The organism is Paenibacillus lupini (genome assembly GCF_011761355.1).
In the GTDB taxonomy this organism is placed as follows: domain Bacteria; phylum Bacillota; class Bacilli; order Paenibacillales; family Paenibacillaceae; genus Pristimantibacillus; species Pristimantibacillus lupini.
The window spans coordinates 581,722-598,162 of the sequence record NZ_JAASRW010000005.1 but is presented as its reverse complement, the minus strand read 5'-3'; the positions used below and the strand labels follow the sequence as shown (position 1 = coordinate 598,162).

Here is a 16,441-nt window from a genome sequence, read left to right as displayed (position 1 = left end):
TTTTGTCTCTTCTATGTTGTCTTGCTTTGGAACCCCTTGGACTTACTGCTACTGGACACTGGAATATAAGGTGAACATCGGTAAAATAATCGCCATAACGATTAATCCAACTATACCTGCCAAAAAGACGATCAGCAGCGGCTCGATCAACGACTTCAGACGGTCGACCGTATTGTCGACATCCATCTCATAAAAGTCCGCAATCTTAGCCAACATCTGATCAAGCGAACCGGTCTCTTCGCCTACCGCAATCATCTGCGTCACAAGAGGCGGGAACACCCATGCTTTCTTGAATGGCTCGGATAAGGAATTACCTTGCCTTAGCGATTCTCCTGACTTCCGTATGTATCCGCCGATTACTTTATTGCCTACCACCTCCTCCACAATTGTCAGGGATTGGAGTACGGGCACTGAGCTTGCATAAAGAGACGATAATGTCCTCGACATTTGGGCAATCGCCCCCTTTTGCGCCAGCTTGCCAAAGACCGGCATTTTGAGCTTGGCATAATCCAGTACATAACTGCCCTGCTCTGTGCGCTTGTAAATCTGGTAAGCCAATAGGAGCACAACGAGACCTATGATCCAGAAATACCATTGGTGAGACAGGCTTTTACTTAGAGCCAAAACAATCTTTGTGATGGCTGGAAGCTCCGTATCAAAGGACTCAAACATCGTCACGAACTGCGGGACAACGCCCTGCAGCAAATAGATAACCGCAGCAATAGACATAAAGCCAACAACAATTGGATAAGTCATGGCAGACTTAATTTTCTCTTTCGTCGTGTGCGCTTTTTCAAAAAACAGAGCTAATCGGTCCAGCGTACCTTCCAGGTCGCCAGTCTCCTCGCCTGCTCTGATCATGCTGACAAACAATGGAGGAAAAATCCGCTTATGCTCCTGAACAGCTTGTGATAACGGAATCCCCCTCAGAAGTGCTGAGCTGACTTCTACTAATGCTTTCTTGAGCGGCTTGCTTTCCGTCTGCTCGGCCAGGATGTTTGTTGCCTCTACAATCGTTACCCCAGCCCGTATCAACGTTGAGAATTGACGGCAAAAAATAATAAAGTGAATGCTCTTAACCGGATTGCCAATGTAAATTTCGGTGGAAAGCACGCTTTTGCGGATTTCCTGAACGGACATTACAATTAATCCGCGCTTGCGAAGCTCCTCTACCGCCGAGGATTTGTCCATGGAGCTCAGCTTTCCTTGCAGCTGCTTGCCGCCGCTGGTTTTGACATGATAAGCAAATTGCGGCATTAGAGGCCTCCTTCCGCCAAATATGGCTTAGCGGTGCCTTGATGAATGATTCCGGAATGAAGAAGTTCCTTCACGGACATATCCAGCGTATGCATGCCGAGGGCACGGCTTGTCTGCAGGACGCTTCTGATCTGATGCACCTTATCTGTCCGAATCAGGTTCGCAACGGCAGATGTGTTCATCAAAATTTCAGTTGCGCAAGCCCGGCCGTCTGCAGCCATCCTTGGAATCAGTCTTTGCGCAACGATAGTGACAAGAACAGATGCTAGCTGTGTCCGAATCTGTCCTTGCTGGTCTGTCGGGAATGCGTCAATAATACGGTCAATCGTCTGAGGTGCATCGGATGTATGAAGAGTTGCCAGCACAAGATGACCTGTTTCCGCTGCTGTTATAGCCGCTGATATCGTCTCCAAATCTCGCATTTCCCCTACCAGAATCACGTCCGGGTCCTGCCGGAGTGCTGCTCTGAGGCCATTCGAGAAGCTTCGTGTATCCTGACCAACTTCCCTTTGATCAATTATGGAGTTCTGGCTCGTATGTAAAAATTCAATCGGATCCTCAAGTGTTACAATATGTTTTGCTTGTGTTCGGTTAATATGATCGATTAGCGCGGCTAGCGTTGATGTTTTCCCGCTTCCGGTTGGACCTGTCACTAAGATAAGTCCTTGATGTTTATCCGCTAATGATACAAGTGATGCTGGTAATTGAAGCTGCTCAAAGGTCGGGATCTGCGATGGAACGATCCTCGCAGCGAGGCTTATAAATCCTCTTTGCTTGTAGACATTGATCCGGAAGCGACAGCAGCCGGGTAACGCAATCGAGAAATCAACCTCTCCTGCCAAACGGAGCTTCTCTGCCTGTTCACTTGTCATTAGACTTATGGCCATCGATTCTGCAGCTTGTGCGGCAATTGGAGTATCTCCGATTTTGCGGAGCTCACCATTAATCCGAAATGCCGGGACATTCCCTACCGATAAATGAAGATCCGATGCCCGCCGCTCATAGGCTTCTTGCAGCCAACTAAAAATTTGTTCATTCTGCATAGCGGTCCTCCTAAAAATCTACGAAGTAAATTTCACTACGAAAGCATGGGTTTAATTAGCCACGGTTTCGCGGAGAACTTCTTGCAATGTCGTAATACCGCGCGTTACTTTCTCCAGTCCGTCATCCATCAGCTGAATCATTCCCTGCTTGGCTGCTGCCTCGCGAAGTTCGCTTAATGAACCGGTTAACGTAATTAACTCGCGAATCTCGTTATTGATATGTAGAACCTCATGAATAGCAACCCTTCCGCGATAACCTGTGCTTCCGCAATTACCACAGCCTCTGCCCTGGAACAGTTTATCCGCTTGAATCCCCCTGCTTCTAAGGAATAGCTTTTCCTGATCTGTAGGTTCATGCGCTTCCTTACAGTCATTACATATGCGTCGTACAAGACGCTGTGCAACAACACCAATTAGAGAGGAAGCGATGAGATAAGGCTCAACCCCCATATCCCGGAACCTTGTAATCGAGCTAACGGAATCATTCGTATGCAATGTAGATAATACCAAGTGACCGGTCAACGAAGCGCGGATGGCAATTTCCGCCGTCTCCGTATCTCGGATCTCGCCGACCATGACAACGTTTGGATCCTGGCGCAAAATTGACCGCAGGCCAGTAGCAAACGATAGTCCGATAGATGGGTTGACCTGCACCTGGTTTATGCCGTCCAGTTGATACTCTACCGGGTCTTCGACGGTAATAATGTTGGTGTCCTCTTCATTCAGATGGCTTAGCGCAGAATATAAGGTAGTTGTTTTGCCGCTGCCTGTCGGCCCCGTAATGAGAAGAATCCCATAAGGCCGTTCAATCATTTCTTTAAACACCTGAACATTGTGGTTATTAAAGCCAAGCTGATCAACCGCTTTTACCCCAGTGCTTAGATCAAGAAGACGGAGAACAATCTTCTCGCCGTGAATCGTAGGCAAAGATGAGACACGGATATCCACCGTCTTGAATTCGAACTGCATCTTCATCCGTCCGTCCTGCGGCAGCCTTCGTTCGGCGATGTTCAATTTGGACATAATCTTAAGTCTTGCTGTAATAAAACCTTGCATCTGTTTTGGAATCGCACGTTCGGTACGAAGCACACCGTCAATCCGATAACGGATCATGACGCTTGTCTCGCCCGGGTCAACGTGAATATCTGAAGCTCTAAGCTGAACGGCCTGTTGGATCATCTGATTAACGAGACGTACAACGGGGGAATCTTCATCAGTGATCTCGGTCTCGCGGATTTCTTCCTGTGTCGGAAGCTCGATCATCATCTGACTCATCGAGTCCTGCAAGCCGTAATGTCTTGCAATCGCCCGTTGCAATTCGTCTTTACTGGAAATAGCCGGTTCGATTCGGAAGCCTGTACTCATGCGAAGTTCTTCAATCGCGAAGTAGTCAAGTGGGTCTGCCATTGCAACCATCAGTTTGCCGCCGTCTTTGTGCAGCGGGATTGCCTGATAACGCTTGGCCATGCTTTCGGGGATAATCTGGGTAATTTCCGGATCAATCTGGTATTTGTACAGACTGACATGCGGAATCCCAAGCTGGAATTCCAGAACTTCAATGAGCTGCTGCTCAGTTATGTAGCCTTGTGCGATAAGTAAATCGCCAAGCTTTTGCTTCGATTTGCCCTGCTCTTGCAGCGCCTTTTGCAGCTGTTCTTCGGATATTATGGCGCTTTCGACCAATAAATCTCCTAGTCTCTTCTTAATAGCCACCATCTCTTAACAGCCCCATTCTCTTATATCTTCACTACTAGATATAAACGCGATATAAAAAATCTATCAAAGCAGGGTCCTATGTACCCAGGGTTTTAGACCACAGCACCATTTTTGGCAATATTTAATATATTGCGTATTGCATCTATAGACCCTCTGACTTAAACTGATTATAGCGCATAATTACTAGATTTCAAGAAGTATTTTAGGCATGAAGAACTATGTATATAGAATGTAAAAATAGGAGGATAGAACTATGAAATCGGTGAGTTTTCAGAAAAAAATTTCCATTACCTTAGTCGTTACTCTCCTTGCATCGGTATTCGCATTTATAGGCTTTCCTGCAAGACAAGCCGAAGCGGCAGACACGTTTGATCTGGGACTTGTGACACTGAAATCTTTAGGAGGGAAATATGCGAGGGTAACTTCGAACAGCACAACGCCTGTCGTCGACTCGAATGATGTCTGGAAAGAGGAACTTTTTGTCATAGAGAAGTCTGGCAGCTATTACTCTTTGAAGTCGAATAATACGGGGAAATACATAACAGCTAGCAGCGAAAACAACAAATCACTAACCGCAAGCAGCGATTCCAATACCAATGATAATCAGAAATTTACAATCACATCTAATTCGGATGGTACCATCTATTTAAAATCCAAAAGTAAGGACCGGTATATTTCTACTAAAGATAATAATTTGCGTCTCAGCGATAGCTCGCTGAAGTTCAAGCTCACTTCATATCGCAGTTCCATACGCATTCTCGAGGTGACCGAATCCGGAACATCGGATCTCTCTACAATCATCGGAAGCGGCTCCCCTATCTCAATTACTATTGATACATACAGCATGAAAGAATTTGTAGCCTCACGGGATGATCTGGACGGTAAATATGATGCGGTATACATTGGCAAAGGCACTTACAATATGTCCTTGCTGGGCACGCAAACTCAAGGCAGCTCCAACCAGAGCAACAACCATAACACCAGCAGCATTCAGAACGACATCACACAGCTAAAGGCCACTGAGATTACGAATGATTTTATTACCAAAGGGCTTCCGGTTATCTTCTACAATGATTCGGGCACTTCAAACGGCATTGAATATCAAGCCGATTTAAGTTCGACTAACAAAGCATTGCTGAAAAAGAATTTCCTTCCTTATAAGTCGCAGCAAAGCACCACGAGCGTTGTTTTCGTTGATTCCTCCAATATCTCGACCGCGGATAACTTCATGAGCAAGACTAATTTACTCGAGAAAGCAAACATCAGACCGCAATTAACGGTTACCAGCAAGCCAAATGACTATACCGCCAACCAAGCTAATCAATATAAAGCTGGCGACACCATTAGCTTCGGGTACACGATCGATAATGTAGGCGATATCAGCACTAAGAATATTGAAGTCAATCTGTACATCAGTACCGACAGCGCCTTGCCGTTTGGTGCCGAACAAATCGTTGCAACCAAACAAGCAGACAGCTCAAGCGGAACGATCTCTTACACGCTGCCGAAAGGTTATTCAGGCATCCAATACTGGCGGCTTGAGACAGTAGATTTCAATACTAAGCTGAAGGATTACACTTCGGGGGTGTACCGTTTCCAGGATCAGAAAATCAATATTAAAGTCCTACAAGTCATGCCTAATGACAGTAGTGCTAGTTCACTGAAGGATACAAATAATTTGAGTTCATCGTATCTTGTACCAACAACCGGGAACACAAAAGACTCTTACAGTATCAGCATCGATACTATGAATATGAATACTTTTAACAGCACTGGCTACCAAACTTTAAACGGCAAATACGATATGCTGATTTTTGGTTTTGGCGATATTTATAACAACAATGCACCTATTAACGATAGTGCCGCGGCGGCTGTAATTACATATATAAATACAGGACAAAGCGTCATGTTCACGCATGATACGATTTATAACAGCAGCAACTCGAACAGCCGGAATTGGCTGAATCAATTCCAAACCATAACTGGCCAGATCGCTCCTCGGACTGATCTTGGTCTTGGAGCTCCTGAATCTTCAACTACTACAGAAAAGGTAAACAATGGCTTATTGACCCAATTCCCTTTCCTGCTGAGCAACTCAACTAAAGTTGCTACAACTCATAATCAGTATTACACGCTGAATCTGGAAGATCCCACCGTAATTCCTTGGTATAACATGAGCGGTGGCAAACGTACATCCGGGGACAGCTGGAACTCCTACTATACGTATTCAAAAGGAAATGTAACTTACTCAGGCTCCGGACACACGAACAGCCGCTTCCCGGATTGGGAGCAGCAGCTCTTTGTCAATACGATGTACCGGGCTTATCTAGGATCTAACCATGCTCCTCAACTGACAGTTAACTCACCTGTTGAATACAGCTCAACAAGCAACAACTTCGTTCCGTCGTATCAGAACATTCTGCTGAACTATCAGGTGGATGACTTTGACCTTGGAGATCGCGAGCTGAAGACATCTGTCGACTTCACTTATAACGGCAATACTGATCATGTGTTAAAAAACGAGACAGTGCTTGCCGGCGGGACGATTAATAAACAGATTGCCAATCCTCTTCCTAACGGTGGCGATCTGAAAATTGATATTACTGCCATAGATAAAAGCGGTGCAATCGTTAGCAAAACGATAAATGTAAAAATCGTTAAAGTAGAGTCCAATATTGATTTGAGCAGGACGGTATCTAGCAACGTTAAGGATAACCGGGTACAAACCAATACAACTGCTACGTTCACTTATACCATTACTCCAAAACCAATTGCATCAAGCGGAGCTTTGTCCGCAGAACAGATGAAAATTTCGAATATTAAATTTAGTGAAATTTTGCCGGCCAAATTAGAAATCACTAGCCTGCCTGTAGGGTGGACAAGTAGCGGCTCAGCAGCAACCGGCTACACGGTTTCTGGAACACTTAACCAAATTACGTATACCTTAAACGGCAGTAATTACATAGCAGTACCTGTTTCGTTCCAGATTGGCGTTAAGCCAACGGTTGACGGCTTGTACCCGCTTCAGAATGCCGTCCTTACGTTTAACGATATTGGCCAGCAAACTGCAAGATCCTTAACATTCCCAGGTTACATTCTTGAAGCCGTAACAAGACTGACATCACTTAGCTTAACCGATTCAACTTTGCTTGTCGGCGACAGCCGGAAAATGATTCCAACTATTGCACCGCTTAATGCAACTTACGGTTCGGCGCTCATTTGGGAATCCGACCGAACAGACCTTGTAACCGTCGACAACACCGGCATCATAAAAGGCATAGCAGCGGGAACAGCACGCATTACAGCAAGAGCAACTGATGGCAGCGGATTAACTGCAACAGCAGCCGTTACGGCCATTGTTCCGGGACTAAATATTGTAGGTCAGAACCGAGTCGCAACAGGAGATTCGATTAGCTTGACCGCGAACCTGTATACGGCTGATTATGAGAGAATAACAAGCTATCAATGGAGTGTAACAACAGGCACTAACAACATAAGCTTAACCGGGACAACAAGCAGCACGGCCACCGTCACTGGGAGAAACGTAGGAACAGCTACCGTCCATCTTGCTGTTGCTACGGACCAGAACCACACTTACACGAAAGATATAACAATGACCGTGTATAAAAAAGTAACTTCAATTGCGATGACAGGAACCACCTTGCTTATTGGCTCTACCTATCAGCTTAGTCCTGTTGTAAATCCAACTGATGCAACCGACAAATCGATTGCTTGGCTGCCAAGCAGCAACTCAAGCGTAGCTACGGTAAACAGCTCAGGACTTGTGACAGCTGTTGATGTTGGAACAGCTACGATTACCGTACTAGCTCAGGATGGAAGCGGAGTAACGGGTACTGCAGTTATTACAGTTAATAAACCTACTCCGGTAACTTCGATTACTATGAGCGGTACAACGATGCTAGTTGGCTCCACCTACCAGCTTAATCCTGTCGTAAGTCCGACTGACGCAACAAATAAGGCTGTTACTTGGCTGTCAAGCAGCAAGCCAAGCGTAGCTACCGTAAGCAACACCGGACTTGTTACCGCTGTTGGTCTTGGTGAAACTACAATTACCGTACAAGCTCAGGATGGCAGCGGAGTCCAAGGCTCAGCGGTCATTAAAGTTATTAAACCGGTAACTTCCATTACGATGACCGGTACAACGATGCTGGTGGGCTCTACTTATAAGTTGGAGCCTGTCATAAGTCCAACAGACGCAACCGATAAATCGATTACTTGGCTGCCGAGCAGCAATTCAAATGTAGCAACCGTTGATAACTCCGGACTTGTAACTGCCGTTGGTGCTGGAGTAGCTACGATTACCTTACAAGCCCAAGACGGCAGCGGAGTGAAGGGTACAGCGACCATTACAGTTATTGATCCCGTTCCCGTCATTTCGGGTCCTACTACAATTGAACTCGGAACAGATGGAACTTTTTCTGTCGCCATACAAACCATACCTGGAGATGAAATAGCTTCTTATAGTTGGACATCTACAGACAGTACGGGACAGGCTGCAACGAAAGGCTCAACTACAAGCAATTCTGTGACTTTCACCGGCAAAAAAGCAGGAAAAGCAAAAATAAAAGTTACAATACGCACGAAGAGCGGTAAGATTTTTACTTCAGAAGCAGAAGTAACTGTCAAATCGGTTAGATTGCAGCTGGAGAAATCTTATCGGATCCAGGTCGGCACATCCAAAGATCTGTTTGCAGCCCTTGCCTCCAGTCCTGCAGTTGGCAAAATCAATATTAAGGCGGATTTACAATGGACGACGAGCAACTCGTCAATCGCTACTGTAGACCCTAGCACCGGCCGTGTATCTGGTGTGAAGACCGGAACTGTGGTGGTCAGAGTTACTTACAGAAATGATCCTACTATCTACGCAGAGACCACAATTATCGTGGAAAGAAAATCAAGCGGTGAGAAATACTAATAGTAAAAGTTCGCTGTTCCAGATGCCATTGGCAATGGAACAGCTTCTTTTTTAGTTTTACGTTAGTATAAATCCGAAGTAATTGCGTTACTAAAAAAACAACAATGCCCCGTTCCTACAAAAGGGAACGAGGCATTTTTATTGAAAGTACTAAGAAGTCGTAGACTGTACAAGCTGTTTTTTTCCTACAATGACACTCAACTTCTTAACGCGCGGCAAGCCTTCGTACTGATTCGCAAAGAAATTATAGTCATAGTTGACAATAAACCGTGAGTCTTCTTTTGTAAGAGAGCTTTGCGGCCTAGCATCAAAAATAATATCTGAACCTCCTGCAGAAGCATTACCAAGCACGGCGTTAATGGTTAGATTACCCTTCGAGAAGAAGCCTCCACGTAACCAGAAGATTGAACCTACGCCGTAAAGCTCCGCATCTTCATCGGTATAAAAGAAAGCATCTAGAATGTTAGTCTTGCTAGGATCATACTTGCCGAAATTTATGAAAGAATCAACCTTATTAACTAATACCGGTCCATCTGAAATAAGGATCAGTTGCTGACGTTCACCATTGGATTGTATGCCTTGAATTTGCGCGTCTTCAATCGTTGTGCTGCCAAGCGTAAAGATTGTTGAATCCACCTTCAACTGGTCGCTGATAAAGACATTGCCCGTTACCAAAATGTTGGCCTTTACGACAAGCGGATCGCTGGAGTAATTCGAAATCATCAAATCTCCATTTACAATCAGCCATTTATGTTGGTTCTTCTTTGCATTATCGGTATAAATCAAGCTTTTATAGTCAAGTCCATCTAAGGCCAGGTTTCCGTTGTACAGCACTGTATTAGATAATGAGTTAAACTGCACAAAATACGCATCATAATCCTCTAAAGCTTTGTTATAATCATCCATTAGTTTGGTATCGTCCAAATCGGTAGGCAAAGTTGGTTTCGGCGGTGAACCCATTGTGGTCGTGACTCCACTCCCGTTCTTCAGAACAGCCGCTAACTTGTCAAACCTGCCCGACTCTCCGATGTGCGCCGGATCTACGGCATAATCTACTGCGGATTTAATTGTATCGCGGTCGACCTTTGTTGCTTCCTCTGCCTTATCAATAAAGGACTCTGCTACGTTAATGGACATAAACTTTTGCTGATCGCGAAGCTGAAGCCGGCTGTTATCCACCCCAAGAAGTTGCTGCAAAGTCATATTTATCAGGGAATAAGGCTGGTATTTGCCGCTGACCTTATCCCAGACTTTAATCGAATCCTTATTCTGAATAAAAATATCGCCAACAAAATAAGGATATTTCGTTTCTTTTGTTTTATCGGGATCATTGTTATAAACATATTTAGCCGTGTTATCAATAAGAAACTCATGACCGGCATAAATGTTGCCAAGCCCATAAGCAGCTCCGTTAATAATAACATCGTTCTCCGATCCAAAGGCATAATTTAGAAAATCAGGATACGCCCCTATCGTAATCTGCTGAGTAAGACGCCTTGTTACACGGTTAACCTCTGCCTCAGCTGTCATATTCAGCTTATAGCTTATCTGATCGCCAACGATCACTTGTTCCGTCGTGATTTTCGTAATTTTCCCGCTAGCTTCCGGCAAGCTTGTACTTGTCGTCTGCGATTCCAACTCATTAATGCCGTTTTGTATCAGCTGCGAGAGCTCCCCCGGAGAGATATCCTCCCTCCCATCGTACTTCGTAACGAGATAAGAAGCTGCTTCGCTTAACGTTTTTTCTGCCAAATGAAGGCTTTGCACATCATTTTCTCGAGTCTCGGCACGTGTTGCACCGCCCAGCGTTGAGCTGACAACGGCCGTTCCGAGAATCGTCAACAGCAAGATCATAAACAAGACCATAACTAGAGCATAGCCGCGCTCCTTGTCGTTTGGCATGCAACTTCCCCCCTAAAACCCGAATTTACTTTCCAGAGTCAGCTGCTGATTACGACCGTTATGATTTTGCTCGAGCACCAGCCGGATCGCAATGAGACCGCTGCTGCATTCCGTTACGGTTGTACTGCACTGCAGCTCTATCGAGGAAGTCTCCGACGATGGAGTTGCCTGATCAGGCATCCCGACCTCCGATCTCGTATCAACCGTCTTATCACCGATATGGAGCTGCTTATCCTGAAAATAAATGATCAGATCTGTCGGATTGCCTGTCTCCCGCTTGAGTTTAAGACCATCCGAATCCAAATCCATAGCTATCGAATCCGGCCCATAAGAATATAGCTCCGTTATTATCGAGGACATCAGCAGATCAGCATCGTCCCGAAGGGCATTTTCCGTTTCAATCCGGTTGTATGTATTTATGCCAAAGGTTATTACCGAGAAAATAATCCCCGCTGCAATAGATAGTAAGGTCATGGCTGCAATCAGCTCGACCAGCGTCAGACCGCGTTCTTCACTCCGCCATCTTCTAACGAACTCTCTCACTGGCGATATACCCCTCCACTTCCGACGCGTTACGCGCACTGGCCGTACCGTTCGCCTTCTCTACCCGCACGAGAATCGGCAGCAGCTCTTCAGCCATGTTTTTCTTGTCTGGATTACTGAGCATACGGTCACGCATGTCTTTTTGATAAATAACGGAAATCGTGTATTGCACGCCGTTTATGTTGGGATTTAAAATCTGCTGTAAAACGGAAGAATCTTCGACAAGCTGACTGACTGGTTCAATACAGCCGGATAATGGGCAGCTAATATTTGATGAGTTCGAAAAATAAGTCTCGATCGGTCCAAAAGACTGCTTCTCCATGTAGAACAACGCATTGCGTGCCAAATTGACCATGACAGTCTTGCTTTGATTGCCTTTCGCATATGAAAGTGCGTTCGTGAAGAAAGAGGTGAGCACCAGGCTTACAACCGATAACACAACGAGAGAAGCCAATACCTCCACCAAGGTTAAACCCGATTCCTTGGCGCCATAACGAATCCATTTCATCATCAGCACCTACGATCTACAAGCATTTTTTATTGCTGTAACTAATCCTATCTTACTATAATCTAGCTATTTTTACCATGTAGACTGATACTATTTTCATAGTTTTAAGATTGGTTTGTAAGCCTTGAGAACTATATATCAAGAAAAACAGGCTGCCCCAAAGTCATCATAGATGACATAGGGACAGCCTGTTGGTTTGTATATTCTACAATTCTCTTAACGATGTCATGCATCATTAATCTGTACATTCTGGTGCCATGTGCATATCATTTACTTCACTATCGCAATCGCAAGTCCATCATACCCCGGGAGCACTGTGCTCATCAGGCGATCATCGCGCGCAACCTGCTCGTTAAAGCTGCGAACCGCTTTAACTGACGGTCCTTCCTTCGCAGGATCAGTCGTACGGCCTCGCAGCAAGATGTTGTCACCAATAATAATCGCTCCTGGATTAGAAAGTGCAATTGCATGCTCCAGATACACCGGATATCCTTCTTTGTCTGCATCAATAAAGAAGAAGTCAAATTTTCTACCTTCTTCTCTCAGCGTCACTAGGCTTTCACGTGCATCACCAACAATATATTCAACGGAGTCACCAAAGCCCGCTTCTGTCATATGCGTCTTCGCAACCTCCGCATACTCAGCCTTCAATTCTAATGAAGTAAGAAGACCGCCGCTTGCCAGCCCTCGTGCGATACAAATCCCGCTGTAGCCGCCAAGCGCACCGATTTCCAGCGCGGTCTTTGCTCCTGACATTGTTGCCAGCATTGTAAGCAATCTGCCGTACCCGTCTGCTATTGAGATATCCGGCATGCCGCGGTCGGCAATTCCTTTTTTTGTATGGACCAGCTGCTCATCCTCGCCATACAGTCCGTCTACATATTGCTCATCTGTCAATGTTCTCGCAACCTCTCTATTTTTACAATTTGTAAAAGCTACCCTGTTTGTCCTATACTTGATTGTATGATTTTGACCGTGTGGATACAACTCAAGTTTTCACAGGTAAGGGGAGAATAGAAATAATGACGACAATTAATCTGATCGCAACCGCGCCGATGGGGCTGGAGGCGGTTGTTGCCCGCGAGCTGAAAAATCTCGGCTATACAGACCTCCAGGTGGAGAACGGACGCGTCCGTTTCACCGGGCAGCCGATTGATATTTGCCGCACGAACCTGTGGCTTCGCTCTGCTGGACGCATCCTTGTAAATATGGGCGAGTTCCCAGCGACTACATTTGAAGAGCTATTCCAAGGAACAAAAGCGCTTGACTGGCCGGAATGGATTCCGGAGGATGGCGAGTTCCCTGTTAACGGACGCTCCCAGAAGTCCCAGCTGACAAGTGTTCCTGCCTGCCAAAGTGTCGTAAAGAAAGCCGTAGTTGAGAAAATGAAGGAGCGCTACGGCACCGAGTGGTTCCATGAGGACGGCGGCGTCTATGTCATTGAAGTTACGCTAATGAATGACATGGCCATGGTCACGCTGGATACGACAGGGATTGGCCTGCATCAGCGCGGATACCGTAAAGTATCGACAGAAGCACCAATCCGTGAGACAATGGCTGCCGCGCTTGTTGATCTCAGCCGCTGGACTCCTGAGCGGCCACTGTATGATCCATTCGTCGGCTCAGGCACTATTCTAATAGAAGCCGCAATGATGGCTTGGAACATTGCACCAGGACTTCGCCGTTCGTTTAACGCTGAAGGCTGGCCGCTAGTTCCTCATGAGCTGTGGGATGAGGCACGTGAGGAAGCTTTTGACCTGGTGAAGGACGATATTCCATTGCAAATTGCCGGTTCTGATATTGATCCACACGCGATTGAGATCGCTGAAGCTGCCGTGAAGAAAGCAGGCTTCGCCAAAGATATTAAACTGAAAGTACAGCCTGTTGCTAAGATGAAGCCAGAAGGCGACTATGGCGTCATCATCACAAACCCGCCATACGGCGAACGGCTTGGCGATGACAAGGATGCGGAAATGGCGATGATGCAATTCGGCCGATCTGCTCTGTATTTGCCAACATGGTCATTCTTCTCCATTACCCCTTCGAAGAGTATGGAGCATTATTTTGGTAAGCCAGCGGATAAAAAACGGAAGTTGTTCAACGGACGCATCGAATGTACCTACTATCAGTTCTTTGGTCCATTGCCTCCACGGAAATAACGGAAAGGATTTTTACTATATATGTTAAGCCATACCGAACATAACGCCGCACGCCGTCTTGTGCGTTCAACGCTTGAATGGTTGAATCACTTGAAGGGCGTCGACGTTTTACTCTTTTTTGTTGTTATGTTGTTAAAGCAGCTCTGGTTCAACCGATTAGTTCATGTCCCGAATATGGATATGGATGGCTACGACACAGTCGTAGCCATTGGTACGCTGGCTCTCGTCACATTCTGGACGTTCTGGCTGCCTGCTCGAGGCCGAATTATTGCCTTAATCGTACTGGATATCTTGCTATCGTTCATCATGTATGCGGATTTGATTTACTACCGGTATTTCCAGGACTTCATCTCGGTACCTGTACTTCTTCAGGCGAATCAGGTAGATTCGCTTGGTGAAAGCATCGGTACGCTGATCCATGCGAAAGATTTTCTGCTTGCCATTGACTGGCTGCTTATTATTCCGTTTGCAGTCTATGTGATTTTCAAAGGCCGGTCTGATCTTCGCCGGGATACGCAAGAATTTGGATACTCCTCCAAGCGCCCTCCGATCTGGCGAAAAATCGTCATTCGAGTAACGGTAAGCGCAGCGATCTTCGCTATCGGGATGACGATGTCTATCGGTAACGTTAATGAGGCCAAAAAGACATGGGCACTAGGCCTCTTCGATGGCAACTGGTGGAATGTATCGCTCTATAACGTAACGGGGATTGTGGGTTTCCACGGCTATGATGTTTACCGCTACGCGAAGCTGCACTGGATCGACTCCGAGCAGGCTTCAGCTGAGGAAACAGCGGAAGCACTCGTCTGGACACAAGCTCGCGGTGACAACCGCCAATCGCTTGAATCTGATCCTACATTTGGGGAATATAAAGGCAGCAATGTTATTATGGTGCAAATGGAAGCTTTCCAAAACTTCATGATCGGCAAATCGATTGGTGGTCAGGAAATCACACCAAATCTGAATAAGCTGGTGAAGGAAAGTGCTTATTTCAGCCAGTTTTATCATCAGACAGCTCAAGGTCGAACTTCGGATGCGGACTTCCTGAGCAACTGCTCTTTGCAGCCGATGATGAGTGGTTCCGTATTTATTCAATACGCCAACCATCAGTACAACTGTATGCCGGGCACGCTTAAAAATAACGGCTACACGACTGCAGCATTCCATGCGTATGAGGGCGGCTTCTGGAACCGGAATACGATGTATGCGAATATAGGCTACGACACGTTCTATAGTAAAAAGAACTACCAAATCGACGAGCCTATCGGCTGGTCGCTTGGAGACACTTCGTTCTTCCGGCAATCTTCCGATATTATCGCTCAGCAGCAGCAGCCATTCTACTCGTTCCTTATTACGCTGTCGAGCCATTATCCGTTCACGATACAGGATTCGGAGAAGAAGCTTAATGTTGGCGAGCTGGACGGCACCCTTATGGGTGATTATTTGCAGGCTATCCATTATGTCGATGCTTCACTTGGAACCTTCATTGAACGCTTGAAGGCAGAAGGTCTATGGGACAATACGATAGTCGCTATGTACGGCGATCACGACAATTCCATCCGGGACTGGAGCTTGTTCGAGAAATTCCTTGGGCAGCCGCTTAGCGACTTGCAGCGGGAAATGATCTTGAAGCAAGTACCATTTATCGTCCATCTGCCAGACGGCAAATATGCCGGCACGCATACAAATGTAGGCGGCCAGCTGGATGTAACGCCAACGATTCTGCACTTGCTTGGCATCTCCACGGCTGACATGACCTTGCTGGGTCAGCCGCTTATTACGAGCCAGCCGCAAAGCAAGCTGGTCGTTCAACGTAACGGCGCCTTCACCGACGGCACCGTCTACTACATGCCTTCCGGCGATGCGGTTGCCGAGAACGGCAAGTGCTGGAACATCGCAGCGAATGCGCTGGGCGATGTAGGGAAATGCCTCGGTGCGGTCGAAGACGCACGCACCGAGCTGTCAATGTCTGATCAAATCGTGCAGCACGATTTGATTGCATCCTTCCGCGCAGCCGCTGTAGAGGCGAGCGCGGACGGCGGCGATGCAACCGCCGCCAATACCAACGGCGCGGGCAAGTAGCGCCGTGTCACACCACAAAGGGCAGTCTAATCGGGTATTCAGACCGATTAGACTGCCCTTTTGTTTACCTGGCCTAGTCCACACCAACGCCAGACTGGAGTTCATACAACATTATTTTGCATACCCGCCTAGCATCTTGGTCTACACTGGATTTCATACAGCAATTACCGCACGATTTAGCATTTGCAGCCATACTTGACCGAATATTGTTGGACGAAATCCAACGTAGAAGTAATCTCTTTCCCTAAACCTATGTTAGGCTAGATAGAATCCAATCTATGACTTATATAGGGAA

Annotated in this window: 10 protein-coding genes; 3 read left to right on the top strand and 7 right to left on the bottom strand. The window is 46.3% G+C overall.

What is annotated here, in order from left to right; all coding sequences use genetic code 11:
- Positions 1–48 precede the first annotated feature (48 nt).
- From FHS17_RS19155 to FHS17_RS19145, 3 genes are read right to left on the bottom strand one after another with little or no spacing between them, the layout of a single operon-like run.
- On the bottom strand, positions 49–1,257 hold the full coding sequence (locus FHS17_RS19155) for a type II secretion system F family protein (protein WP_167280018.1): 1,209 nt from the start codon (positions 1,255–1,257) through the stop codon (positions 49–51).
- The gene (locus FHS17_RS19150; RefSeq protein ID WP_167280017.1) at positions 1,257–2,300 is read right to left on the bottom strand and encodes a type IV pilus twitching motility protein PilT; all 1,044 of its coding nucleotides are present in this window, start codon (positions 2,298–2,300) and stop codon (positions 1,257–1,259) included. Before FHS17_RS19150 ends, FHS17_RS19155 begins: the two co-directional genes overlap by 1 nt.
- Before the next feature lie 51 nt (positions 2,301–2,351).
- On the bottom strand, positions 2,352–4,016 hold the full coding sequence (locus FHS17_RS19145) for a GspE/PulE family protein (RefSeq protein ID WP_167280016.1): 1,665 nt from the start codon (positions 4,014–4,016) through the stop codon (positions 2,352–2,354).
- 253 nt (positions 4,017–4,269) lie between these two features.
- Between FHS17_RS19145 and FHS17_RS19140 the strand changes: the two genes are divergently transcribed.
- A complete protein-coding gene (locus tag FHS17_RS19140) occupies positions 4,270–8,952 on the top strand; it encodes an Ig-like domain-containing protein (protein ID WP_167280015.1) in 4,683 nt (1,560 codons plus the stop codon).
- 150 nt (positions 8,953–9,102) lie between these two features.
- Here FHS17_RS19140 and FHS17_RS19135 read toward each other — a convergent pair whose 3' ends face one another.
- The 4 genes from FHS17_RS19135 to FHS17_RS19120 all read right to left on the bottom strand — a co-directional run bounded on the left by FHS17_RS19135 (position 9,103) and on the right by FHS17_RS19120 (position 12,802).
- Positions 9,103–10,854: a hypothetical protein gene (locus tag FHS17_RS19135; protein ID WP_167280014.1), complete on the bottom strand. Its 1,752-nt coding sequence runs from the start codon at positions 10,852–10,854 to the stop codon at positions 9,103–9,105.
- Between the two features lie 12 nt (positions 10,855–10,866).
- Positions 10,867–11,397: a prepilin-type N-terminal cleavage/methylation domain-containing protein gene (locus FHS17_RS19130; RefSeq protein ID WP_167280013.1), complete on the bottom strand. Its 531-nt coding sequence runs from the start codon at positions 11,395–11,397 to the stop codon at positions 10,867–10,869.
- A complete protein-coding gene (locus FHS17_RS19125; RefSeq protein ID WP_167280012.1) occupies positions 11,381–11,908 on the bottom strand; it encodes a prepilin-type N-terminal cleavage/methylation domain-containing protein in 528 nt (175 codons plus the stop codon). The genes FHS17_RS19130 and FHS17_RS19125 overlap by 17 nt, the downstream gene beginning before the upstream one ends.
- Before the next feature lie 267 nt (positions 11,909–12,175).
- A complete protein-coding gene (locus FHS17_RS19120; protein WP_167280011.1) occupies positions 12,176–12,802 on the bottom strand; it encodes an O-methyltransferase in 627 nt (208 codons plus the stop codon).
- A 125-nt stretch (positions 12,803–12,927) separates the two neighbouring features.
- Between FHS17_RS19120 and FHS17_RS19115 the strand changes: the two genes are divergently transcribed.
- Positions 12,928–14,064, top strand: coding sequence for a THUMP domain-containing class I SAM-dependent RNA methyltransferase (locus tag FHS17_RS19115; RefSeq protein WP_167280010.1), 1,137 nt, complete (start codon positions 12,928–12,930; stop codon positions 14,062–14,064).
- Between the two features lie 21 nt (positions 14,065–14,085).
- Positions 14,086–16,146, top strand: a complete 2,061-nt coding sequence (locus FHS17_RS19110) for an LTA synthase family protein (protein WP_167280009.1) — start codon at positions 14,086–14,088, stop codon at positions 16,144–16,146.
- Positions 16,147–16,441 lie beyond the last annotated feature (295 nt).